A 25,277-nucleotide genomic window follows, 5' to 3' on the forward strand; every position below is an offset into this window, starting at 1 on the left:
CACCCCCCTCAAGATGTAGCCGCTCGCGCGGTGGAGATGGCGCCGCGGCTGAACAGTTCTTTCTTGATGTGAACATACCAGTCGTCGCTCTGCAGTGCGTAGGCTTCGGTGAGCCGGGTTACCTCGGACCTGACGGCGGCGCACTCGCACGCAAGCGCCACGCGGCACAGTGCGGGCTCGATGTTCGCCAGAGACACGACGCACCCGTCCACGGGCAAGTCCTCACCCAACTGATGCTCCCAGCCGACGTAGTACTTCAGCCCCTGCGCCTGCAAAGCCTTGATCTGGTCCGAGCTACGAGCCACGTCCGCCGAATCCTTGATGCCAACAACGCGCGGCAGCGCTGCGATGGCAAGCAAGGTATCGAAAAGGGTCTCGTTCCCTGAAAGGCTGGACTCGTTGTAGACGTAGATACTCAGATCTACGGCGTCATGAACCCGTCGGTAGTGATCGAGGATGCCGGCTTGGGTGACCGATTCACCGAACGGAGACGTCAGCATGACGCCGTGTGCGCCCAAGCGCTTCGCCGATTCAGCATAGGCATGAACCTCTGCCGTCGAAGGCTGCTCGATGCCGGCGATCACCGCGCTCGCCCCCGCATGTTCCAGCGTGAATCGCAACATGTCTTCCCATTGCGTCGCACTGAGGCGCCAGCCCTCTCCCGACGTCAGGCAAGGAATGAAGCCGTTGGCAGAATGCCGCAGCGAGGAAAGGAGACGTTGGACGCTCGGCCCACATACCATGCCCCGGTAGTCGATCGGGGTAATCAACGGCACGAAGATGTCGGTTGCCATTTGCCTACCCGTCCGCGTTGTAGACGAAGGCCCGGGACGCATCGTAGAGCTCCTGCAGCTCCGATGGAAAGGAGACCGGGGCGGCGTCCTGGTCATCGCGCCATAGTCGGCCCTGTAAGCAGTCCAGCGTGCGCAGCACGGGGTCATGGGTCGCCAACTGCCCACCCCTTCGGAACAGCTGGCCGACCAGAAGCGCCTGCTCCGGATCCATCTGCTTGAGGTGCGGGTGGCTGAGCGCCGCGTTGATGTCGTCGTAGGTGTACCCGCTCCGCTGTATGGCCATGTCGCTGTGCAGGCGGTCCATGAACGGGTAGTAGAGATCCTGAACTTGGCGGCTCTGCGCCCAGATGACCGCGTCGCAGATTCCAATCTGCTCGAAGTTCATGCGCGGCTGACTGGAGAAATTCCGGGTAAAGTAGCTGAGCGAGCGTAGCCGTCGCGTTTCGTCGCGATCGTGCATGCCCAGGAAGAACGAGGCGTCGATGAACAAGGGAATTTCCTTCACGCTTCGACCTCCTCAAGCGCAGTACATATCGCGTCAATGGCCGCGGCGAAGACGTCAGCATCTCTCGCCAGCGCCAGGCGGATGAATCGTTGCCCCTTCCAGGGATTGCTCCAGTAGAAGTACTTGCCGGATAGGACGTAGACGTCGAAATCCAGCAGATGGGCCTGTAGCAAGTCGGCCGTCCACGCTGGATCGGTGATCTCGAACCATGCCACGCTGGTTCTCACCATCGGACTCCGATAGCGCAGTAGTCCCCCGTCCAGTTGCCGCCGCGCGAGGCTGCGGTTTTCGTCGAGCAGTTCGCGCACCGACGCAAAGCGATCCTGAGCGCTGTCGCGAACATACTCGGTGACCAGCTTCAGGACGAATGGCGAGACGTTCAGGAGGACGCTGGTGACGATCGGATAAATGTCCGCGGTGAGGCAGCGGCTGGTGGTGATGGTGGCGCACTTGGCGTCCTGGATAGGCCAAGTCTTCCCCGTGTCCTCCATCGCGATGTAGCGAACGCCCGAGTCTTCCAGGATCGCGTACACATCGGGGCGGGACTGCCCGGACGCCAGGATGAATGCCGCGAAGCAGAAATCGAGTATCAGGATCTTGTCGCGTTCGACGCAGAATCGAACGACTTCGCGGAAGGCGAGGTCTGTCGGGTTGAAGAGGCTGAATCCCGTTGGATTATTCGGGTCGACCAGGAATACTGCGTCGATTTGATCGGCGTGCCCGAGAAGCCTCTGGTACACCTGACTCTTGTCGGCAAATAAGTGTTCGCCGAGGGGAACCATGGGCACCTGCATGTGCTGCATCAGGTCATGCAGGTTGTCGAAGCATGGCTCAATGAGGCCGACGCGCAGGCCGTGTTTCTGCAGATAAGTGGCGGTGATATGCATGCCGACCGACGCGGCATAGACGAGATAAATTTCGTCATGGCGCTCCAGCGCACGGTGCTGCCCGTGGAGCCGAAAGAAAGCCTGGATAAAGTCCTGCTCGCTTTGATACTGAGTTTGCCGGGCGGCCGCGTCCCAGAGTCGGGGCAGACTCTCGACGATGCGGCGCTGGCTCGGACTTTGGCTTTGGTGGGTATGGGCGTCCGCGAGGTTGAACGGGGTCCGCAGTGCCGCAATCTCATGCTGCGTTATATCTGCCTTCGCCAGAAGAGCGTGATCTCGTTGCGGCGGTAATGCGAGGCTTCCCACGTTCATAGACCTTTCCCTGTGTTCTCGTTACGTTGGTGGACCATTGACCCACAGCGAGGCAATCCCGCTCAAGTGCAGGTAGAAAAGCGGGAACCGTCCGACGGTTGTGGCGGGGCATCATGTGCGCGACGCCTCGCCGTTGATTCGTCTGGATAGCGCCGAGTCGCGGCGCGACAGAAAGTGCAGTAGTAGCTTGGGGTAGTCGAGTTGAACGGCTGCCTGCACGGACGACCGCTCGGCAAGCCGGGCGCGCCAAGCAGTCACTTTCGGCAGATCCGCGAGGATGCCGAAATCGCCGATCGTCTCGAATACGTCGAAGTACCTGAAAACCGGGCCGTACGTCGCATCCACGATGCTGAATGGCTGGCCGCTGAAGTAGGGTCCGGCTCCAAGCGCGCGTTCTATCTTTTGAAACCGCGACCGGATGTCCGTTGCCGCGGCCCTCAATCCCGCCTCGTCTGGCGCGCTATAGAAGGTCCAGATGGTGTTCAGCAAGGCAGAACCGAACTCGATCCATGAGCGATGCTCAGCCCGCGCAAGTGGCGCCTTCGGGTGAAGGCGCGGGGCAAGCGTGTCATCCAGGAACTCGCAGATCACCGCGGATTCAAAGATGGGCTTGTCTCCGACCAGCAGAACGGGCGTCTTGCCCAGCGGCGACACTTTGAGGAACCAGTCGGGCTTGTTGCCCAGATCGATGTCCCTGCGCTCGAAGGGCACGCCCTTCTCCGATAGGATGATCGCTGCACGCTGCACGTAGGGGCAGAGCGTGTGACTGACGAGGAGAAAGTTTGCTTTCACGGCGCGACCGACTGGGCTCAGGTCGCTTGTGGTGTGAGGCGCCTGCTGGTTTTCAGCGTAACCGCGCCGTCGCCCAGCAACCAGAGCGATACCGATGCGACAATCAGGAAGACGGGGTATTCCCAGCCGCCTCCGCCGCTCTCGTGCGACCAACCGCTGTGCGAGGGCGCCCAGGCAGCGAACGCCACGATCGGCACGAGCAGCAGGACCACTTGGCGAGCATAGATCCCGAGCACGAGGGCCGCTCCGCCCGCCAGTTCAGCGATGAAAGCGGGGTAAGCCAGCAAACCCGCAAGGCCGATGCCATGGAAGGACTCACCTGTTCCGGTGAGTGTGAAGGCGAGCAGCTTGAGCAAGGCGTGCGCGACCGACATGACACCCAGGGCCACGCGCAGCAGTGGAGCACCGAAGGTGTTCGCTGCTCCGCTTGCAATGGCCGCTCGATTCATCTCAGCTCGCTTTCAGTTTGGACAGACCGACGCACTGTAGTCTTGCGGGTATGCAACGGAAATATGCATGCTGGAAAATTGGGTATGCGAAAACGCAAGGACCGGAGACATCAAAATGCAATACAAACTCAGTGCCGCCGATCTCGAAGTCATCTTGGCACTGGTGCGCACCGGCACGCTCGCCCAAGCGGGAGAGCGCCTGGGGATCGACGCATCGACCGTGTTTCGGAGCGTTCAGCGCATTGAGCGCGGCTTGGAGCAGCGTCTGTTCGAGCGCTCACGTGCCGGCTACCAGCCTGGCGAGCTGGCGATGGCATTGGCTGAGAACGCGGAGCAGATGGAGGTTCAACTGGAGTCCGCAAGATCGACCGCGCAACTGACCCCGGGGCAGCTGGGTGGCACTGTCCGCATCACGACGACCGACACGATCCTGCATGGGATGGTGGCGCCAGCGCTCAAGCAGATTCAGACCATGCACCCGTTGCTTGCCTATGAGCTGCATACGGGCAACGAAATCGCCGACCTGACCCGCAGAGACGCGGATATCGCGGTGCGTGCGACTAAGCAGCCGCCCGAGCACTTGGTAGGCAAGCACATCGGGTCGATTCATGTGGCGCTGTTCGCAGCGCGCCAGCTTGGCCCCGCAGAGCGCTACGAGCAGCTCGAAGCGGCGACGGCGCGCTGGATCGCGCCTGATGAGGGGTTGCCAGAACATCCTTCCGTCGTATGGCGCAAGAAGAACTATCCGCAGGTGAAGCCGCACTACAGCGTCAACAGTATCCTGACGGTCATGGAGCTTGTCGCTCTTGGCCTGGGTGTTGGAATCCTGCCGCTCTTCCTGGCGCGACACCGCTCCGATCTGACGCAACTGACCGGGGTGCTCGAAGGGGCCGAGACGGAACTGTGGCTGCTCATGCATCAAGTCAAGAGTCGCGGCACCTGCGCCGCGTCTCTCACGTGTTCAAGCATCTGTCCGCGACGTTGACGCTCTGACGGTCCTGTCGACCGGAAAGAGAGACGGTCCCGAAGGGCCGTCGTAGTCGCAATCGCCTAGGATTAGGGACGGGCCTATTCAAGGTGGGGATCGATATCGGCGGTTTGGATGTGGGCCCAGCACCTGACGGACGTGCCGTTCTCTCCGACGGGGTGATCGCTTACTGCGTCTGAGAACTCGTCAGTGTCGCTCGCATCGCAGCAGATCACCTTGACCTCGCCGGCGTCGCAGCACACCGAATGCACCAAGCAAAGCCAAGTATATCCAGCATTAGTACAGATCGGCCGCTGATCTGCGACGTAGAGTGCCCCTGCACATCGGCTGCCTTTGGAGTCCGAGCGCAACGAGGGACGCACCATGGCCCCGGCTGCATGCGCCAATGTCGACGCGAGGCAATACCTTCGCCGGATTCAGCTTGCGCGCCTATAGCACTTAGTGCCATACTTTAAATGGGTGAGACGAGCATAGAAATCTAAAGGTGCGGTGGTTTGACCGCTGGACCCGTAAGAAGGGATTGGCTACATCAACTTCTGCGCCAACGCACGTGACTGGGCTGTTCAAAGCCGATCGTGGCGGAGGCCTAAACAAGACGGAGATTGGATGGGCGAAGAAGGAGCGGTGGCTACCCCACGCTGGTCACCACGAACGAGGGAGTTGCTGGGGCTGCGTATTCGACTTCCCGAGAATGCCCGCAGCGACATCGGCAAGGACGAAGCCGAGCCTTTGAACAAGTTCTGGCGGCACTTCTGCTGTCATCCGCACCGCAGGCCATTGGTAAGGCAGAGCGTGCCGGGAAGTTGATCGAAATCGATTGCGATGCGGAAAATAAAGTCAGCCATTCTTGCCGTTCCTGAAACGGCGAACGGCCTGCACCAGGCAGGGGTGATGAACCAGGTCACGCTGCGCGAATTCGACCAGTTGGCCCTGCCTCCGGTCGAGCCACTTGCTCCTGCGCAGATCAAGCGCATTCGCGAGAACTCGCATGTCAGTCAGGCGGTCTTCGCTCGGCTGCTCAATACCAGCCTATCAACCGTTCAGAAGTGGGAGATCGGCCAGAAGAGGCCGACGGGCACCGCTCTAAAGCTGCTGCACCTCGTACAGAAGCGTGGCCTCGATGTAGTCGCAGGATGACCAACGCGCAAACGGCGCTCAACAAATAATGACACTTCGCGCGGCATCTACCTCTCTAACTACATACGCATCGGCGGCGCCAGCGGTCGATCCGCTCGAGTTCGCCCGTGGCGCGCTTTGCGCGGCGACCTTTGTGGCCGCTGATACGGCGCGGGAAACGCACGTTACGAAGCTCCACCGCTTGTTCGAGCGAGCCGGCTTGGCGCCGTCAATGGAGGCGGCCCTCGGAACCATGCAATTTCTCCGCGAGGCCGAACCGCTCGGGGGCGGATATTGGACTCCTGCTCCCGTCCGCACCGTTGAGCTCGGCCCCGACTGCCACCTCTTAGTCGGCCCACAACCTACATTGGAGCTGCAGCGGCACGTTGCAGGTTTACGTCGGGCCGGTGGGGGACGCGTGATGAATCGTGCTGACACTGCTGCGTTCCCTAGGCAATCGAAGGTGGCTTGGCGGGGAAGCGACGGGAACGACGCAAGTTCGTGGACCCAGTCCGCCATCAATTCGGCAATGAAAGAACTTGCGCCGTCGGTCGTCGCCGACAACCTCCAAATCTTCGCCGTCCAACAAGCTGGCGGACAGCGCCGCGGGGCGGCCTGGTTTCAGGCGGGGACTAGTCCGGCATGTGAATGGCGCGGAGTCGGTCTATTTCGTGCGCGAACCGGCGCGTCGCGCTACCGCTATTTCCTTGGAAAGTACGAAGCTGGAAGAGACTTTCTGGAGGGGCCCGCGGTCCTCGATGCTGCGCGGTTTCAATTCGGGCTTGCGGCTCTACAGAGTCAGCCGTTCACGGCCATCATCACATCTAATTCCGGCACGACTACGATTTCGCTGGCGGTGGCTCCTCCCCGATCGATGAGACGCCTGCTCGTCGCGCTCTGTGAAGAAGATCCAAAATCATTCGGGCGCGTCTGGACATGTGGTGCCCCGGCCTGTCGACCGGTACTACTAGAAGCGCTGCAGGAACTCAATTGCGAGACAAAACACCATGAGTGACCCCAAGACCTACTCTGCCCGCGCTGTCTTTGATGGGATGAAGGGGACATTGCATCGATACTTGGAGGCCCAATACCACATCTGGGATGAAAGCCTGATCGAAGGGCGCAAACGGCTTCTGGAGTCCGAAGGCGTGACGTTTCAAGAGCCCCGTATTGAGGGGACGCCGTTCTATGTCGCGGGAAGCACGTATGCCCAGATGAAAATCCCTTCGCCAGCTAAGGCCGTGCTTGAGCTTGCTGCTGGGCAGGCGGGAGCCGGAATTCCCGAGCGGCCCTACAAACACCAAGCGGATGCGCTTGAATCGTTCCTTGGTCGTGGTGAGGAGATTATCGTCGCCACCGGCACCGGCTCCGGTAAGACCGAGTGTTTCCTCATGCCCATCCTCGGATCGCTCGCAGTCGAGTCCTCCGAGCGGCCGGATTCGTGGCGGAACCCCGGTTGCCGGGCGCTGCTGCTGTACCCGATGAATGCGCTGGTCAACGATCAGCTCTCACGGTTGCGACGTCTGATGGGCCAACCAGACATTGCGGAACACATTCGCGGCAGTCGACCCGGCCGCGCAACGTTCGGGATGTACACGAGCCGAACGCCGTATCCCGGAGTGACGAGCAGGGCGCGCGATCAATCACGCCTGCGACCGTTGGTGCAGCATGCCTATCTCGACCTTCCAGCGGAGGCAAAGGAGCGGCTCGATCAGGAAGGGAAGTGGCCCGTCAAGGATCTAGATGCCTTCGCGGCCTCCTCTTTCGTAACAGGTGCCAACGACTCGGAAATGCTGTCACGCGGCGAGATGCAGGCTCGTTGCCCTGACCTGCTCGTCACCAACTATTCGATGCTGGAGTACATGCTGCTGCGACCAATTGAGCGGAGCATCTTCGATCAAACGGCGGCATGGTTGGCAGCCGACCAATCGAACTATTTCACCGTCGTGCTCGACGAAGCTCACATGTATCGCGGCTCGGGGGGCGCCGAAGTTGCCTACCTGCTCCGAAGGCTTCATGCGCGCCTTGGCATTAGTCGGGACCGGGTGCGGTACATTCTGACCAGCGCCAGCCTTGGCAAGACGGCAGAGGCGGTCACACGGATGAAGGCCTTCTCTGCGGATCTGAGCGGCCTCACCGCAGGCCAACGCGAGTTCACGCTCATCCGCGGCGAGCAACTGACGAAGTCAGGGGACAGGCCCGCCACGAAAAAAGAGGCGGCCGCACTGGCACGTTTCGACATCGCAGCACTGCACGAGTCCGCACTCGACCCGGGCAAGGCCATAGAAGGGTTTGGTGCGCTGCTAAAGGCACTGGGACAAGAAGCAGAAATGGTCGCCGGAGGCGATCAGGCCGCACTTCGGCACGGCGTCTATCAATGGCTTCAGTCGTTTGGCCCGGCAGCGCTCGTTGCTAATCTAGTGACGGCACATCCGCAAAAACTGCGTGCCGTCGCAGCCTTGGCCTTCCCGGGTGCGCTCGATGCCGAGGCGGCAATTGAGGCAACTTTGGCGCTCATGTCGTTCGCCAAAGAGCAGAATAGCGGACGCGTGTTCGCGCCAGTACGCTCGCACCTGTTCTTCCGTGGCATTGCAGGCATTTATGCCTGCACCGATCCGCGCTGCAGTTCAAAAGACTCTTCGGTTCCTTCGGGGAGGCTCGGAAAGCTCTATTCGGAGCCGATGCTTCGATGCGAGTGTGGCGCTCGCGTGTACGAAGTGCTTACGCATCGCGATTGCGGAGCGGCATTCATACGAGGATTCGTTCAGGACCAGTTCGGAATGTTCCTCTGGCATCAACCCTCCAGCGGCCTGTGGGGAACGGGTGGCCTGATGGAAGCGCACTTCCTCGTTGAGATCGACCGCCGTGCGACCGGCGCTCATGGGCGTATGGAAGGCTCTCAGGTGTGGCTTCACACGGCCACTGGAAGGCTTGTTCAGGCACCGCCCGCCGCAGCGGAACTTGATCAATACCTTGCGCTTGTCCGCCCCGATGGTCCTGTTCCGATTTCAGGACAGCAGGCGCTGTCCTTCAACCGCGAGTGCCCAGTGTGCACACGGCGTTGGCAGGCTGGTTCGACCAAGATCATGGATCTGGCCACAAAGGGTGAGGCACCGTTCGCACAGTTGATCCGGACGCAGGTCGAACTGCAGCCGATCACGCAGCGGAAAACGGACAGTTCCCCCAACGGCGGACGCAAGTCGCTGCTCTTCTCCGACGGCCGACAGAAGGCGGCGCGTCTGGCAAGGGACATTCCGCGCGAAATAGAGAACGATGTCTTCCGGCAGTTGCTGCTCCTCGCATCGAGAGAACTACGCGGACTCGGGCGCGAAGCCACACTCGGCGATCACATGTACGTTGCCTTGCTGCATGTGCTCGCAAAGAACGCTTTACTGCTCTTCGATGGCGCCGACCGGGAGCGATTGCAGCGAGATGTGCTTGATCATCGCCGCCACTACCTGGGCGAACTGCGCGATGCGCTCGAAGAGTCACCCCCGGCCAAACCACCGCGATTCTCCTCGCTCCTCTTGCGGCATCTAGGCTCGCCGTTTTACTCGCTGAGCGCGCTGACGCTGGCGCACGTCGTTCCCATCGCGCGCGTGCGTCGGCAGATTCTGCTGGAACTGCAGGGCATCAACGAAGCAAATCTGCGTGCCGTGTGGACAGCATGGATTCAAAGCTTTGCAAGCGACTTCGCCGTAGATGCGGACCTGCCCCAAGGTGTCAGGTCGCAAGCCGCAGGCTATCCCATCGGCGGAGGTCTGGACCGAAATGGCGGCTTCTCGGCGAGACAGCAGGCGTTTTTGCGCGCCCGCTTGCCTGAGCTGGACCGGATCTTCGATACGCTGACTGCGACCTTGTGCCAGGCTCATCCGGGACGTCCTGGCTTTTTCGTCGTCCCAGGACGGCTCGCCCTCGAGTTTGCGTCGGACCAGCACGACTGGCATCAATGCGGGCAGTGCGCCACCGTGTCGCCAGTCGAATGGTGGGGGCACTGTCCTAACTGCCTGGCTAACGGAGTGACTGCCGTTCGCCCCGGAGCAACGCAGTACCTGCGGGCCCGCAAGGCGTTCTTCCGAGATCCGGTCAATGACATACTGGAAGGGAAGACGAGCCCCTTCAACTTATCGGTGGAAGAACATACGGCTCAGCTCTCCTACCGGGACATAGACGATTCCACGACAACTATCGAGGAATTCGAGCGTCGCTTCCGGGACATTCTGGTTGAGCGAAACGACACGTCGATTGATGTCCTCAGCAGCACGACAACGATGGAAGTCGGTATTGATATCGGCTCCCTGGTCGCCGTGGGGCTGCGCAACGTACCGCCGCTTCGACAGAACTACCAGCAGCGCGCCGGACGTGCCGGGCGAAGAGGATCGGCTGTATCGACGGTCGTCACCTACGCACAGAACAGTCCTCACGACAATCACTATTTCGCAAATCCTGAGCCGATTATCTCCGGTGAACCGACTCTGCCCGGAGTTGATACGGCAAATCCCAAGATTGTGGAGCGGCACATCCGTGCGCAGCTCATCCAGGCCTACTTCCACTCACAGCCGTTCAACTCGGCGAGCGGAGACGTGTTTTCCGTACTGGGTGAGACGATGCACTTCTATGGCGGCACAGGTCCATTCAGCCTGCCTGCGTTTGTCGAGTGGCTTTCCGGCTCTCAAGCAGCACAAGCCTGTTACAGCGCAATGGGCCAGTGGTTGCCGGCGTCGTTCAACAAGTCGCCCGCAGAAGTAGCGAACGAGTTCGTTGCTTGGCTGGAGCGCGCGCGGCCGAGGAACGCGCAAGAGTTGGACCCTGCTGACGAAAAGCTTATCGAGTTCCTCTTTGCGAAGGGATTCCTGCCGTCGTACGCCTTCCCACGCGACCTGTGCGCACTGCAAATCGAATGGCTCGAGAGGCGCGGAAACTTCACGCAGCCAAAGATCCTTCAGCGTCCTCAGCAAGGGTTAAATGTTGCGCTGTCTGAGTACGCACCGGGCCGCCTGGTCGTGGTCGACAAAAAGACCTATCGCGTTGGAACGGTTGCGGCCAACGGCTCGACCGCAGTTGTCGATCGAGCCGAGCGGCTATTCGTTGAGCGCCGCTACTATGTACATTGCCCAGAATGTAATTACACCTCCGGGTTCAGGCTCACGGAGCCAGAGAGTGAGCAATGCCCGCTTTGCCGCACCGCCGTGCTGCAGGCTGCATCGGTTATAGAGCCGCAGGTCGTCTTTCCCGAAGGCCGCGGGGAGGTCGATGAGTTCGACGATGAGCAGACCTTTACGAACGCAACGAGCGCACAACTGTCTGTGCCGGCTGGAAGTCCAGCGTTTGACTTGAGGAGACTAGGCATTCACTGCCACATAGGGTCCGCACGCGATCAACAGCTCGTGATGGTCAATAAGGGAGAAGCGGATGCGGGCCAGTATCCCGGCTTCCTGATCTGCAATCGTTGCGGGAAGGCCGAATCAAACCCGCAGCGCGTGGGTCCACACGACCGCGACTATTTCCTCTCCACGCGCGGGACGGGACGCTGCACTGGTCACTTCGAACAGGTATATCTCGGCTATGGCTTCGCATCCGACGTTCTCATAGTGCGGCTGCCCCTGTCGAGGCCGCTGCGCTTCGATCCTCTAATAACAACCGAACGCGAGCCGATTTCAAACGCGCTGCAATCGCTCGCCGAAGCGTTCGTTCTGGCCGCAAGTCAGGAACTGGACATTGACATCCGTGAGATCAACGCCGGCTTCCGGTTCGTCCGCGTCGGTGAAGAACACTTCGCCGACATTTTCGTGTACGACACGCTATCCGGCGGTGCCGGCTATGCGACGCAGGCGGGGGAACTCTTTGAGGCAATCATGGCACGGGCTGAGGTCCTACTGAGCCGGTGCACGTGTTCGGCATCATGTGACAAATGCCTGCGTCATTATGGAAATCGCTTCCATCACTCAATACTGGATCGACGCTTGGCGCTCGACCTGCTGCGCTACGCACGGGACGGTTACATACCTGCGGCGCCATCTCATGACGAGCAGCGGTCCACACTTCAGCCGCTGAAGGACATGATGCTGCTTGCGGGCTGGTCTGAAGAACCGTCGGCTACTGCCCCCTATGCGGTCGCGCATCTGGGGAGGCACGTGCAGTTCTTCTCATTCCCATCGTTGGTCGACCCAACGCACTATGGGTTCGCGTCGGGAGCAAATCGCCGTGCGTTCTCGGCGTTTGAACTTGCGCGTGACTTGCCCGGCGCCTATGGAGAGGTCACGTGAAGACGGGCTTGGTCATAGCGCTTCCGGGCGACGAAGCGCGCCTCAAGCGGAAGGTACGTGCCCATTTCAAGCGGCTCGGATTCTTGAGGGCTCCCGACGGTACTCTGATACCGCCCAAACTCGACAAGCAGAGTTACCGCGACATGCATGCGCATCAGCGGGACTCTCGTCTTGAAGACAACCGCGCATGGATCGTGGGGCGATCGAGCAGCTTGATTCAGCACTTCGCGTCCGGGGCTGAACTTGATGTCGAGCGCATCAGCCCCCGCATAGAACTCGTTCGCTCCGGCACTTGGCAAGGCGACCTTTTTCGCTTTGCGAGCTACTACTGGAGGATCCCGATTTCAGAAGGCTACGGCCGACGCTTACGATTCCTTGTGTGGGATGAGCACCATCACAAGCTCATGGGTCTGTTCGCGTTAGGGGACGCAGTATTCAACCTGCGAGCCCGAGATGAATTCATTGGCTGGGATCATCATCGTCGAATGGATGCGATGGTGAACCTTATGGATGCCTACGCGCTTGGAGCTGTGCCGCCGTACAACATGTTGCTGGGAGGCAAGCTAGTCGCGTCGCTCATTCGTAGCCAGGATGTCATTGACGTCTTCCAGGCAAAGTATCACGACTCCGTTGGCGTGATCTCGGGGAAATCCAAGCACGCCAAGCTCGTCGCTGTCACGACCACGTCGGCACTCGGACGCTCGTCCTTGTATAACCGCCTGAAGATCAACGGCCAGTCGATCTTCAGCCCCATAGGCTTGACCTCGGGCTGGGGTCATTTCCACATTTCCGACGAACTGTTCAGTGACTTACGGGAATATCTGCGGTCAGTCGGTCATCACTACGCTGACTCGCACGGCTACGGCCAGGGGCCTAACTATCGACTTCGGCTGATACGCAAGGCCCTTGGCCTGCTGGGCCTTGATCCTGACATGGCAAAGCATGGTCTCGCGCGAGAGGTGTTCTTCTGTTCGCTCGCAAGCAACGCCCTCCAGTTTCTCCGGGGGGACCACAAACGCGCTAGGTACGACCACCTGCCTACGGCGGCGCAGATGGGAGAGGCCGCCAAAGTGCGCTGGATTATTCCACGAGCAGAGCGAATGCCTGAGTTCCGGATCTGGCGCAGTGAGCAGTTTCTTCGGGAGCTCGACGGCACCGATATGCATATGAAGCGCAAGCGCAGCCAACAGGTCGGATAGTGGACTGGGCACGCGATCACCTGGGCAATGATGTGCCGGCTTGGCTGGGCGGAATGTCGGGGTTCGGTTTGACGTGCCCATCCTGTGGCGAGCCAGTGCGTCGGCGCGCTGGCGGAGAACGCCGGCCGCACTTTGCGCACTACAGCCACCGCGCCAAGCCCGATTGCGACAACTACTTTCCTTCCCAAGGCAGTGCCGTAATGACGGCGCTGGGGCCCCACATCCGGGTGCCGCCAAGTCGATGGAAAAGAGAGTCGTTGAGCTGCGGACTGTTCCTAGCCTCCGAGGCGGGACGGACATCGCTGTCGCTGTGGCTGCGAATCCCGCCCAGCAATCTTGGGGAAACGGCCGTAGGCCGTCTAGAAATCCAGTCAGGCCTCGGCTACCGCACCTACCAGCATACCGATCTCTGCGCTACCCGCCTCGTGCCTATGACGCCGCAGGTCCCATTGGCGGAAATCGCCGGTTTTGGACAGCTTCTGGCCCTTGCGGCCGAGCTTGTGGGACAGGTCAGCGGATTTTCAGCGGATCGGAATCTTTTTTACGCCGATGAGAGGGGTGGGCGCTTCATTTTCAGCGACGAACAGTTGGAGTGGGGAGCACGGTATCGTTTGCTATCGATGCATGAGGTCGCTCCGCCGTTAGAACTCGGTTCAGCGCTAGGTTGGAAGCCGGAAGGAATATTCGGTGGCTGGTACAGCTACGAGCTGGCTCTGCCCTCAGTCTTCGTTGGATCGAAGCCAGATCTACCCAAAGAAATTGCCGACTTTTTGGGGCATCGCATCCGTAGCCGCCGACCGCGGCTCCATATGGTGGACCCACTTCCACACCACGTTGAAGTAGACGGTACGTATGTGTATCCCGAGCCACCTGAGTCATTGCTCCTTCGCAGAAGCGGCAGCGGGGAGACATCGGTGACTGCGTCAGTCGGCACCGGAGGAGCAGAAATCAGCGAGCAAGGCGATGAGTGGGTCCGAGTAAGGGGTCCGTGGACGAGCGGATGCGAATACGTCCTCGCTATTGACGGCAGCGAGCAGGCAATCTTTCGCGTTGAACCCTGCGAGTTGTTCTGTCCCGTTGGCGTCACTGTTGATAGCGTCGATCTCTCGTGGGATCTAGTCACGGATGCGCCGCTTGATGCGGACGCTCTCACGGCAGGCACTGTCAACATCGACTGCGGCAATGCACGGATCGCGGCGCACCTCGCGCGCTTGAACGATGGTTGGGTTCTCGAGGAGACGCGGCTTTCGTTACCAGGCGGATCAGCAAAAGACTTCTACGCGGGAAGCTTCGGGGAACTTCGCTGCGTCGTTCCGGCGTCGCTGGACGCATCCGAAGAGAGCGGTGCCGCTGAGCCTGCGGCACCGCAACCGCCCACGGTCATCGTAAATCGCTGGATCGATCGGCTAGTTGTTCAAGACTATGGGGCCGAAGGAGCGCGTAACGTCAAGCGCTACCTCTCCAACCCCAGCCCCGAAAACTTGTATCGGCTCGGCTCCATCATGACAAGCCGCCTGATGCCTTACATCCGGGCAGTTCAACATCAACAGCGCGATCCGACGGAGGGAGACAAAGACTTATGACTTATTCGGGGATTGAAAAGAGACGATTCGCTCAGTTGCTCGAGTGGGGCGCTGATGATGACGAGCTTCGGCGCTTTTTTGCAGAGACGAGGCTACAACTGATTCAGAGGGGCGCCAAAGTGCAGAACCCCCCACATGGCAAGCCTGCGCGTATACGAATGCTAGCACAGGGGCTACCTCAGGCGACCGACCGAGTGGTGCAGAAGTGGTTCGGTGAACATCTGAAGATGCTCGACCCGAAGTCGGTCGACGAGCTACTCGCAGATCTGCGACTGTACGAAGAGGCAGGCGAGAGCCCGCCCGAGGATGAAGCGAAGCGGCTCGCCCGTTCGTGCCTTGTACACCTGTTCTCCACCGATCCTCCTTCCGATCTCTTGTCGTTCCTTCGCCCTGCGCAAGCAGGAGGAGCGGTCGACCCGCCTGAAGCGAAGGAGGCACCGATGCCCACTCCGAACGGGCAAAGTTTCGACACGCTCTCGGAGGAACTTGGTCGGGCGATCGTCGCGCTGGCCGAAGGACGAGATCCGGATGAGTTCCTGTCGTCGTTGCCCCCTTCGACGGCAGCATTCGTCGCGGGCGTTCAGGCAGTGCGCAACGCCCGCTACGAGGACGTTCAGATAGCGATTGAGGCCCTTGACCATCAGCAAGCAGTGCGAAGCTTGCTCGCTGAATACGCCACCCGGAAGGCGTCCGCGCGCTCTAGCGGGGAGGCGCGAGGTCTGCAGATGTTGAGCTTCGCGCATCCTGGCGAGGCTTTCGCCTTCGATATTGATCGAGATGAGGTTCTGGCGGTTTGCACGCGAGATTTTCCAGAGACAACCGTCTTTTTGCACCCTTCCGCTATTCGGGCGGCTGACGGGCCGTGGATCGACCTGTCCGACAACGAGTATCGCAAGAAGCTCTTCTACTCCTCTGGTGACTTGATTGCTTTCTCTGGGGGGCGAGATATCCCGCGACAACCCAAGCGCGGCGAGATCGGCATCTGGCGGGTCGCCGAGAACGAGGGCTCGAATCCAGGCCATCGCACAAACTTTCACATTTCATCTGACAAGACCCTAGTCTATGAGGTGCGCGATGTGCCATTCGACTCCTCCAATCATGATGCCGTTCGAGAGTACATAAAGCACGCCGTCGGGGAGGGTAGGACAAGTGTCACGCCTCTGCTGTTCTTGCTGCGCGACCAGTTAATCGTCGGTTCTCCCGCGGGCAAAGACTTGACCCGGGACGAAGGGTTCGACGCCGGACTACCGTCATGGCATGCACTAACGGCATTTCGTTTAGAGGGTCGAGCGTTTGTTCCGGGACCGCTGCCACCGTCTGGGATCTACGAGTGCGAAGCACTTGCTTCGAGTCTACGGAAGCTATTTGCGGGCGAGTATTGGGGTACCGACAAGCCGACAAAGGCGTTGACGAGAAAGTTGCAGGACTTAATAGCGTCGGGTGCGCCAAAACTTAGCTCCGAGCGCGCGGCGAGATTGCGCGCGGAACTCACAACTATCGACGAACATGAAGGGGCAATGTCCGCATTGCTGGACGAAGTCATGCGCGATCCGAGGATCGGTGTACGGGTTGACAAGCTTGTAGAAGCGAAGGTCGATCTGCTCGTTGCGCAGAAGGAGAAACTTCACAAAAGCGTCCAGCAGTTGGAGCAGAAGCAAGCCGAGTTGTTGGAAACGCGGCGACAAGCGGAACGGGAGCAGAAGGCAATTGCCCCAGCCATTGCCAAAGCGATTCGCGCAGCGTTCGATAGAGCGAGAGCTGACGCGCTGGGAACGCTCGGCGAAGTGGTTGTCTTCAAGACACTGATAGATGAGTTAGTCGAGCAGCCGGCGCCTCCGGTCGGAACGATTCCACCGCCGTCCAGACCTGCAGATCCCCGAGAGGGAACATCCATCGTACGTTCGGCGGCTGGGGCCGGCCAACCAATAGTGGAGACTTTACGAGCGCTGGGGGTCACACCGAAAGCCGCGCGCGCGATTGCAGCTGTCGGCACGATGGCGCGCGAATGCGGGCTCATGCTGATCGTCGACGGTCTTGCGGGAAGCGTCGCCGCCGAGGCGTGGCTGAGCGAAGGAGATAAGTCTGGCACAGTCCTTGAGTGCGGCTTTGGTGAAACCGACGACCGTGCCATTCGAGCGGTCCTCGGTGATGCACCGGTTGCCCTTGCGATCCTGGACGCAAATTTTTCACCGTTCGATGTCTATGCAAGGCCACTTGTCGACGCAGTGCTGCGTCGTATGGCGGGAATTCACGACCGGTCATTCAAAGCCAGAGTATTGCTGTCGATGGCTGAGGGTGCCGCAGCACTGCCGCTTCCAACTGTGGCGGAGTCGTTGTCGTTACGGGTCTACCTCGACCACATCCCGGTGTTTCTTCAAGAAGGCGAGGCTGAAGCTTGGATCGAGGAGATAGAGGATATGGAAGAGCCGGTCGAATGGTTTGCCAAGCTCTGGAAACCCGCAAAAACCAAGGTGCTGAACTACTTGCGGTCGTTGCCGGTGGAAGAAGTGGCAATCATTTTGGCTGCGCTTGAAGTCGCGCAATCTTCAGGAAAAAGGCCCTAACTACATCCACAACGGCCGTGCAGGCACAAGAACTCGCAAGTTTTATGGACTTAAAACCCTGGATGCGGGTGGATGGCCGGTCTGCATGCCGTGCCGACGGCGTACTCGCACATCTGCTGCAAGAGCGCGAAGATCTAGGCCGAGGGTTCACCGTTGAGGAGGTAGGCAACGTCCAGCGTCAGGCGAACCTTGACGGTATCGGTGGTCGGCTGGGTGTCGTCGATCATTGGATGCTCCTTGTGAGGAATAGCAGCGACGCCATGCCCGGCATGGGCATGGACGTGGCTGGAGAAACGAAGTGGCGGCCTAGCGGCCGCCGCGGTAGGTGTGGGACGTCAGGCAGCAACCAACTGCCTGGCCAGCGCCACTTCGACGGAATCGCCGTCTTGGTTCAGGACATCGAGCCCTGACTCGGGCACGTCTCCCGACGTGCTCTGCGACACCATGATCTTGCGGGCCATCAACCCGAGGCACGTCATCTGCGATGAATTGGCGTAGCCGAGATAGATCACGCGTACTGGCAGCTTCTGTCCGATACGCCACGAGCGCCGTGCCGCCTGCTGCAACGAGTAGACGTTGTAGCCGCTCTGCATGAACACGATCGTCGGGAACTCCAACAGATCGAGGCCCGTCTTGACCAACTCCGGGTTCGTGATCAGGACATCGATCCCGCGGTCCAGTTGCTCGGCGATCCAGTCTTCCCGGCGGGACGCATCTACGCTCGCGCGCAGCACGGCCACCTTGAGGCCTTCATGCTCTAGGAGCACCTTCAGGCGTGACGTGGTGTCGCGCGTGCCGGTATAGACCGTATAGGCGAGGACCTTGCGGCCCTGTGCCTTCTCTTCCCTACAGATGTCGATCAACTCACGCTCCTTGGGACTGATCTCGAACTCGTTGAACTGAGCCGGGACGAACGCCAGGGTGTTGCGCGTGCGCGGATGTGTCACCGTCTCCGACCGGAAGCAGCAGTCCGGCCAGGCCAGCAACACATTGAGGACCAGACCCAGCAAGGTCGTGTCGCGTCGCGCCAGAGCCTGTTTCAGCTCCGCGGTTAGCCGGCCGGCCAGGTCGCGGTAGGCTGCGCCCTGCGCCGTGTCCATCGCAACTTCTCTGAACTCCTCGTCATACGGCGGCAAGACGTTCCCACCGATGTCCTTGAGCTTGAGGAAGATCGTGAATGGCAGGATGCAGCGCAGTACGCCCTTGGGGCCGAAGCCCGGGGCCTTGACCGTTCTGACACTGACTTTCGTGCCTTTCGCGGTCTTGTGCGCCGTGCTGGTGCCTTCGGAAAAGATGTCCTTGAGGACACCGTGATCGCGCATGAACGCCATCGCGGCCGCGGTCATGCTGCCGCTCGTGGTCGGGCGGTAGCCGTCTTCGATCATTCGCCCGGGCAGGGCTCGGAACAACAGGTGAAACAGGTCGTCCCCGTAGCCGCCCATCAGCGTACCGGTGAGTAGCACCGTCTTGCGCGACTTCGCCGCCAGCACGGCCATCGCCTGGCCTTGGGCACTGCCACCGTTCTTGTACTCGTGCGCCTCGTCGGCGATGAGCAGGTCGAACGTGCCTTTCGGCAAGTAGCGTTTGATGAACTCGGACGGCTGGTAGCCGCCCTCTCCAAAGCCGAACTCCATGTTCGCCATCGCGCGTTCCATGCGCGTGGCCTGGCGGTCCGAAAACACCAGCTCGCCGTTGCCGTCCATGAGGTTAATGAACTCATGCACGTTGTCTCCCAACATCGAGGCGAGGAAGCCGTCGCCGAACTTCTGCATCAGCTTCTGCGCGGTGACTTCCCCAATGGTGGGAATACGTTTCAAGGCTTTAAGGACGGCCGAGGACTGGTCGCTACCGGACAGGCTTCTCGGGCGGATCAGCGTCCACAGAGGCGCGGCGCAATGGCTGCACTTTCTGCGGTACTCCTCCGCTTCGAGCGCGACCGGGTTGACCGGCTCGCCATCGAGGTCGATAACGACATGGCCGCAGTCCGGGCAGGCCGCCAAGTCACCGTGGCGAGTGCGCCGGTGGGTGAAGACGGGCTTCCAGTGGAAGCCCATCCGCATCCTGACGCGCCCCAGGACAAAGAACTCCTGGCCCGTAGGCTGCACACCCAACTGCTGGCGCAGTTTGATGAGTTTGACCAAGGTGTCGGGGCCGTTGAGCACCCACACCTTGGCACCCGCCACCGTCTCCTGGATCTCGCGCCGCCACTTGTAAACCAAATGGGGTGGCGAAAGAACTAAGGTTCGGCGGTAGCCTTCGGCGTTGAGGACGGCGGCCGTGGCGATTCCGACGGTCGTCTTGCCGCAGCCCATCTCGCCATTGACGATCGCGGCGCGTTCGCCGCGGTCGATCAGTAGCTCGGCGGCGGCATGGACGACTTCAGCCTGGGCCGGGAACAGCTTGCGCTTGAGGCCGGCGACGACGAGTTGGCGATGCGCCTGCGGCCGGCCCGTATAGACCGGCGGGTTGGCGCGGTTGAGCGAGTCGAGCAGTTCGTCGCCGAACTCACCGACGAAATCCTGAAGGCTCAGGGTCAGAGGGGAAGATTCCGCATCGAGCAGTTCACCCTGTACGGGCGTTGCATCGTTGGCGGTGGTATCGAAATCGAGGGACATGGTGATGCTCCAAAGAAAATGGGGCATGCACCACCCCCAGGGGCCGATGACATGCCCCGTGGTGGGAAGAGAGACGGCGAACCGTCTGCGGTGGAGAAGCGATCAGCGGATGGTCAACACCTCGCCCCGTGTCGGGGAGCCAGGGGTCATGTCCCATGCGCGGATGACGGGAACGAACTTGTCGGTGAGGATGCGGGTCTCGGCGATAGAGCCGTCGTCGCGTTCGGTGAATTCGCGCTGGAGCGTCTTGTCTTTGTGGGTGTCACCTTTGACGACGAGCAGGCGCCCAGTCTTGGAGCGCACCACGCCGGAGATCGCACCCGCGGCCAGAGCCAGGGCGAGATGCCAGTGGGACAAGGCCCGCGCCGGTGGACGCAGCGATTGCTGCGCGGCCCCTAGATGCGTGTCCAGCGACGGCCAGAGACCTTGCAGCCGGCCAACCTCGTCGGCGAACTGCTCCGGCTCCATCGTCACTCGGAAGAAATGCGCCGGCTCGGCCGGACTGGCGGGGACGATGTACGGCAGGAACGGCCATTCGCTCGGCAGTTCCTCGGCTTCGGCTTCGCCAAGCCCAACCTGCAGCAGCAGGTTGCGCACGGCCTTGACGTCATCTGGGACCTGCTCGCGCTGCCGCACCCTACGGCCGAAGATCACCACCTGCTTGAACTGCGTTTCCACCGCTCGGTAAATCCGCAGGTCCGTGTAGTGGCGCGTCAGCCAGCCGACCAGCTCCGCGTCCAGCACGTAGCCGGGGACGATGAAGACCAGCACGCCGCCGTACTGCAACAGCGACAGGCTGCGCTGATAGAACAACTTTTCGAGGCGGGCACGGCCCTGGCCCTGATAGCCGATGTTGCCGTTGACGTCCTTGGACAGATCGCCATACGGGGGATTCAGCCAAAGCAAGCCGAAGGATTGCTTGGAGACCATCGTGTCCATCAGGTCCGCGTGCAGGCAGTGATCGACCAGGCGGCGGGCATGGCGTGCCCGCTCCGCGTCGAACTCGACGGCGAACGCCTTGGCCTGCTCGCGCCCGAGTGCGTGGGCGGCTTCGGCGATCGCTACGCCTTCGCCGGCGCACGGATCGAGGATGCACATTGGCCCGTCGCTGGGCATCAGTGCGTTGAGGGCTCTTTCGAGCGTGGGTTCGTCCGTTGGGAAGTACCCGTTCTTCACGAAATTGCGGGCGAGCCGCGGGAACATGAGGGCCATGGAAGTCTCCTGGGTGGCGTGGATGAAAGGGAAGCGGGCGTGCTCCGCAGGTATGCGGTGGAAGCACGCCCGATGGGCAAACCTCACGCGGCCACTTCGAGCGGCAGTTCGGAGGCGATTTCGGGCCGAGACGGCTCGGCGGTGAGCAGGTCGTTGCGGATCAGGCCGCCCAGCGCCTGGGTCAGTGCAGGCACGTCGATCGCGAGTCGATGGCCTTCCAGCGGCCCGAGGGCAAATGGAAGTCGCGCCAGCATCTCGCGGGTTTGCAGCAGGTCCAGCACGGTCTCGCGCCAGTGGTCGAGCAAGGGAAGCGGGCAGGTATCCCGCACCAACGTCCACAGGCGGTCCAGCCGATGGGCGTTGTCGCGTGGTATCAATGCCAGCGCGCTGGCATTGGCCTTGTCGGGCTTGATGCAGCGACGGTCGAACAGCCACACGTTGGAGAGCGAACCGAACAACGTGCGACGGAACGCGCGCGTGGTGCGCTTTTCCAGGCGGTCGACGTTGCCGATGAACACCGGGACGCTGTCGCCCTGGTCGCCGATGATGTGGAACTGGTCCAGCCCCTGCTCGTCGCGGCCGAGGGTCAGGCGAGCGAGGAACTGCTGGACTGCGGTATCGCGCGCCCAGATCGACAGGAAGATCAGGTTGCCCTGGTCGTCCCCGACGTAGGCGTCGGCCATGAGGTCGCTGCATTCGTCGATGCGGTACAGGGGCTGGTCGGATGAAATGGCAGGCATGGTGGTTTCCTCGATGTGAGGGGCGCACCGCCCGCAGGGGCAGTGAATGCCCCGTTGGGGATGAAACGCGCAGTGCCCAGGGCAAATGCCCCGGCTGCGCTGCAGGTGATGTCAGGCTTCCAGTTCGGCGAACGAACCGTCGGCCTCATGCTTGACGACGCGATTGCCGATATTCCTCAGCGAATCGCGTAGAACTTGGACGAACATGCTCGGCGGTTCGACGATCTGAAAATAGCGAAGCACTTCACCGAAGTAGTCCAGGTCGTGCCCGAAAGCGTCGGCGTCGTACAGGTTGCTGTACAAGACCTCGTCGTCATGAAAATACTTGGGGTCGCCAATCAGCTCGGCGGGCTTCTTGATGACCAGAAAAAAATGCTGCATCGGCCGGTCCCAGCCGAGGATGACGGTGATGGGAAATCCTTTGTGAACGGTTTCGAAGTAGTGCTGACTCATGGTGAAGCTCCTAGATTGAAATTGCCGGGAGCGTCCCCATCGGGGCTGCCCCGGTGGGTGTGTGAAATTGCCGCAGATGCGGTGATAAATGGCCGACAACCTGCGTATCAGGCTGTCGGCGCCGCGACAGGCGTGCGTCGCCGTGCGTGGTACGCGCGAACACCTTCACGCCACGCGCGTGATTGTTCCGGCGCCATGTCGAGATAGCTCAACGGGCATGTGTAGTAGTACGGATGCATGGATTCTTCCAGCGGCTTGTAGCCCCATTTACCGCCACTGCGTTCAAGCAGATCGCAGCGGATGTAGCGCAGGGATTGTCCCGGCGCCAGATCACGATGCACGCCTTCGGCCTGGGCCGTCACTTCCGCGACGGACCAGAGGACGTTGCCGCGCAGCGCGTGTGCGATGACCTTCACGCTGGCGCGCTCGGTCTCTTGCGGTGCAATCAGTTCCGCGATCAGTTCAGACCGCGATTGGGGGGAGAAATACCAGCCCATGAGAGGCCTCCTGAAAAGTGGAGCCGGAGGCATCCCCGCGGGGAAGAACCCCCAGCGGGTGATGGAACGCCGCGTTAGCAGCGATGAAGTCGCGTGTCAGTACTCAAGATCACCGCAACCGGCCGGGCAGCAATCCCGATCGATGCCGTGCATGCAAATGCCGTTTTCGGCATTCCAGTCCTGAGTCTCCCGCCTTTCGGCGGGTGTTGCGTAGTCCCCGTATTCCTCTGCTATCTGCAGGGCATATGCCTGCTGATGCTCGGGTAACCGATGTACTTGCGCGTCAACTTCTGAACTGAATAGTTCCACGTACCAGTCGTGAGACTGTCCGCAGCCATGGATGGCTTGCTTGGCAGCCGTCTCGCAGACCGCCCGCCACGCGGTTTCATCCAGTGCGGAACGGTGTGTATCTGAAGCGATGTTGGACATGATGGAGACCTCCAAAGAAAAGGCCGGGGTCTCCCCCGCATGGGGAAAGAACCCCAGCGGGTGGATGAAGAACACCGCGGATGCGGCGTCTGCGATTACGCAGGTTGCAGTTCGGCCTGGCGCCACTCCTGCGTCTTGAAGTTCAACGCGTAGCCCATCTCGCCCAGGCGAGCGATCTGCCCGCGCAAGGTTCGGCGGTCGATGGTCGAATCCAACTTCACGGATTCGCCCAGCGGCCACAGGAGACCAAACAGCGCGGCGTCGCCGTCTTCGGCGCTGCCGGGGGCAGCAGCCGCAGGGGGCGGCGCATCCACACCGAACGGCGTGGTATCGACTAGCGGATCCGCAGATGTCTGCACGGGTGCAGGTTTGGCGGGCCTGGATGCCTTGGCGGGCTTGGCCGGCGTTGCCGCAGGCTGTGTCCCCAGCTCTTCATCGAGCGGGTCGACATCCGGGACGGCGAAGCTGCGAGCTTCGTCCCGGCTCAGTTTGTCGATGCCCGAGAGCGTCATCCCGTCCAGGCTGGCACGGATCTCGAACCGCATGCCGCCGCCGACCGGGTAGGACTTCGGGAAAATATAGCGGATGATGAATTCCCCGTCGTACTTGCCTTCGGGGTACTGTTCCAGTTCCGGGTCCTTCACCTCGAACACACCGAGGTGCGTGGCGAGGCGGCCGACCGTAAACGGGCCATTGCGGCCGCGAATGGTGCGCAGCGTCAGCTGGCCCGGGACGGCGATGGGCGATACCGATTTCGCGGGCGCCGATGTGACTGCCATGATGGTTCTCCTTGACGAATAGGAAAAACGGCAAGGCCCCGTGAGGGGCCATGCCGGATCAGAACGAAGCAGCCAATGCCGACTCCTGCTCCTGCACTTCACTTTCGGGCTCGCGTTCGGCGGGCTGCGAAGGCTGGTCGGAAGCGGTGTTGGCGGCATCCTCGGCTTCGGGCGCGGGTACGTCCTGGGCCGGGGGCGTCTCGGCTTGCGCCTGGATCGTCGGATACTCCTGTTTGCCATCGATCTTGATCAGACCGATGTGGACCAGCGTCGATTCGAGGCTTGCGGCCGGTTCCCCAGCGTGCTCACCCTTGGTGCGGATGTACGGATCGATCTTCATATCGTTCAGACGGAAGGCGATCAGCACCTTGCGGTCACCTTCGATGGCCTGTACGCATCGACGAACGAGATGCTCGGCTTCAGGGTTGGCGACGATGGTGTCGATGTACCGATACTCTGGTTCATCGACGGGGCCGGCTAGGGCGGCGATAGAGCACGACAGGAACGGATCACCGGCTTTTGGGGTAACGTCCTTCGGACGGTTCAAGTAACCGATGCCGCGGGTGATCAGTTCGTGCTGCGCGATCGAAGTGAACTCGACGCGGTCGACTAGCTCGGCCTTGAGTAGCCGTGCCTTGAGAGACGCGGCGACCTTGCCCTTCCGCTCGCCTTGGGTGCGGATGTATGGATCGCCCCACAGGTCCCCGAGGCGGAAGCGCACCAGAGGCCGCTGCTTGGGATCGTCAACGCCTATGTAGCGCTGGACCAGATCCTTGGCCTCTGCACCGGAGACCTTGACATCGAAGTAGCGGTAGCGCGGGTCCCTTGCGGGTCCGACCAGCGCGGCGATGGTGCATGCGAGGAAGGGTTGGGCTCGGCGGCCGCCCCTCACAGGCACTTCTCGGGCACGTTGCAGATAGCCGATACCCGAGGTGTGAAGGTCGAAATACGATTTCTCGTTGGACGTGGTGTTCATGGTGAATCTCCATTGGGAAGAAAGCGGAGACACACCATCCCCACGATGCGGGGAGAGGTGCGTACCCCCGCGGTGGGTTGATAAGGCGGAAACATCCACCACCGGACAGGCCGGTGGCCGC

Annotated in this window: 18 protein-coding genes and 2 pseudogenes; 7 read left to right on the forward strand and 13 right to left on the reverse strand. The window is 61.1% G+C overall.

Features of this window, described 5'->3' with window-relative positions; translation table 11 throughout:
• Window positions 1-8 precede the first annotated feature (8 nt).
• From HV753_RS13070 to HV753_RS13090, 5 genes are all read right to left on the reverse strand, one after another.
• Window positions 9-794: a dihydrodipicolinate synthase family protein gene (locus HV753_RS13070; RefSeq protein WP_175174921.1), complete on the reverse strand. Its 786-nt coding sequence runs from the start codon at window positions 792-794 to the stop codon at window positions 9-11.
• 4 nt (window positions 795-798) lie between these two features.
• Window positions 799-1,284 (reverse strand): DUF6190 family protein, encoded by a 486-nt coding sequence (locus HV753_RS13075; RefSeq protein WP_246288261.1) that lies wholly within the window; start codon window positions 1,282-1,284, stop codon window positions 799-801.
• Between the two features lie 11 nt (window positions 1,285-1,295).
• Window positions 1,296-2,498, reverse strand: a complete 1,203-nt coding sequence (locus tag HV753_RS13080; RefSeq protein WP_175174922.1) for an aminotransferase class I/II-fold pyridoxal phosphate-dependent enzyme — start codon at window positions 2,496-2,498, stop codon at window positions 1,296-1,298.
• A gap of 111 nt (window positions 2,499-2,609) precedes the next feature.
• Window positions 2,610-3,290, reverse strand: a complete 681-nt coding sequence (locus HV753_RS13085) for a glutathione S-transferase family protein (RefSeq protein ID WP_175174923.1) — start codon at window positions 3,288-3,290, stop codon at window positions 2,610-2,612.
• Between the two features lie 17 nt (window positions 3,291-3,307).
• Window positions 3,308-3,739 (reverse strand): DoxX family protein, encoded by a 432-nt coding sequence (locus HV753_RS13090; protein ID WP_175174924.1) that lies wholly within the window; start codon window positions 3,737-3,739, stop codon window positions 3,308-3,310.
• Window positions 3,740-3,854: 115 nt separating this feature from the next.
• Here HV753_RS13090 and HV753_RS13095 point away from each other — a divergent pair.
• The 7 genes and pseudogenes from HV753_RS13095 to HV753_RS13120 all read left to right on the forward strand — a co-directional run bounded on the left by HV753_RS13095 (window position 3,855) and on the right by HV753_RS13120 (window position 17,455).
• Window positions 3,855-4,732: pseudogene (locus HV753_RS13095) on the forward strand (LysR family transcriptional regulator).
• Window positions 4,733-5,618: 886 nt separating this feature from the next.
• Window positions 5,619-5,864: a helix-turn-helix domain-containing protein gene (locus HV753_RS13100; protein WP_246288262.1), complete on the forward strand. Its 246-nt coding sequence runs from the start codon at window positions 5,619-5,621 to the stop codon at window positions 5,862-5,864.
• A gap of 986 nt (window positions 5,865-6,850) precedes the next feature.
• Window positions 6,851-12,109, forward strand: coding sequence for a DEAD/DEAH box helicase (locus HV753_RS13105; RefSeq protein WP_175174926.1), 5,259 nt, complete (start codon window positions 6,851-6,853; stop codon window positions 12,107-12,109).
• Window positions 12,106-13,308, forward strand: a complete 1,203-nt coding sequence (locus tag HV753_RS13110; protein WP_175174927.1) for a Druantia anti-phage system protein DruA — start codon at window positions 12,106-12,108, stop codon at window positions 13,306-13,308. The genes HV753_RS13105 and HV753_RS13110 overlap by 4 nt, the downstream gene beginning before the upstream one ends.
• 53 nt (window positions 13,309-13,361) lie before the next feature.
• Window positions 13,362-13,448, forward strand: a pseudogene (locus HV753_RS31435) (competence protein CoiA family protein); the annotation flags it as partial.
• A gap of 117 nt (window positions 13,449-13,565) precedes the next feature.
• A complete protein-coding gene (locus HV753_RS13115) occupies window positions 13,566-14,891 on the forward strand; it encodes a hypothetical protein (RefSeq protein ID WP_175174928.1) in 1,326 nt (441 codons plus the stop codon).
• Entirely contained in the window at window positions 14,888-17,455 is a 2,568-nt protein-coding gene (locus tag HV753_RS13120) for a hypothetical protein (protein WP_175174929.1), read from the forward strand. The genes HV753_RS13115 and HV753_RS13120 overlap by 4 nt, the downstream gene beginning before the upstream one ends.
• 335 nt (window positions 17,456-17,790) lie before the next feature.
• Here HV753_RS13120 and HV753_RS13125 read toward each other — a convergent pair whose 3' ends face one another.
• From HV753_RS13125 to HV753_RS13160, 8 genes are all read right to left on the reverse strand, one after another.
• A complete protein-coding gene (locus HV753_RS13125) occupies window positions 17,791-20,070 on the reverse strand; it encodes a helicase-related protein (protein WP_175174930.1) in 2,280 nt (759 codons plus the stop codon).
• Window positions 20,071-20,172: 102 nt separating this feature from the next.
• Window positions 20,173-21,282, reverse strand: a complete 1,110-nt coding sequence (locus HV753_RS13130; RefSeq protein ID WP_175174931.1) for a DUF6094 domain-containing protein — start codon at window positions 21,280-21,282, stop codon at window positions 20,173-20,175.
• An 83-nt stretch (window positions 21,283-21,365) separates the two neighbouring features.
• Window positions 21,366-22,022, reverse strand: a complete 657-nt coding sequence (locus tag HV753_RS13135; protein WP_175174932.1) for a hypothetical protein — start codon at window positions 22,020-22,022, stop codon at window positions 21,366-21,368.
• A gap of 111 nt (window positions 22,023-22,133) precedes the next feature.
• Complete coding sequence (locus HV753_RS13140; RefSeq protein WP_175174933.1) at window positions 22,134-22,475, reverse strand: hypothetical protein; 342 nt, start codon at window positions 22,473-22,475, stop codon at window positions 22,134-22,136.
• A 107-nt stretch (window positions 22,476-22,582) separates the two neighbouring features.
• Window positions 22,583-22,972 (reverse strand): hypothetical protein, encoded by a 390-nt coding sequence (locus HV753_RS13145; protein ID WP_175174934.1) that lies wholly within the window; start codon window positions 22,970-22,972, stop codon window positions 22,583-22,585.
• Between the two features lie 96 nt (window positions 22,973-23,068).
• Complete coding sequence (locus tag HV753_RS13150; RefSeq protein ID WP_175174935.1) at window positions 23,069-23,401, reverse strand: hypothetical protein; 333 nt, start codon at window positions 23,399-23,401, stop codon at window positions 23,069-23,071.
• 95 nt (window positions 23,402-23,496) lie between these two features.
• A complete protein-coding gene (locus HV753_RS13155; protein ID WP_175174936.1) occupies window positions 23,497-24,180 on the reverse strand; it encodes a DUF3275 family protein in 684 nt (227 codons plus the stop codon).
• A gap of 58 nt (window positions 24,181-24,238) precedes the next feature.
• The gene (locus HV753_RS13160; protein ID WP_175174937.1) at window positions 24,239-25,156 is read right to left on the reverse strand and encodes a DUF3577 domain-containing protein; all 918 of its coding nucleotides are present in this window, start codon (window positions 25,154-25,156) and stop codon (window positions 24,239-24,241) included.
• Between the last annotated feature and the right edge of the window lie 121 nt (window positions 25,157-25,277).

The organism is Achromobacter pestifer (assembly GCF_902859625.1).
Classification (GTDB): Bacteria; Pseudomonadota; Gammaproteobacteria; order Burkholderiales; family Burkholderiaceae_B; genus Achromobacter; species Achromobacter pestifer.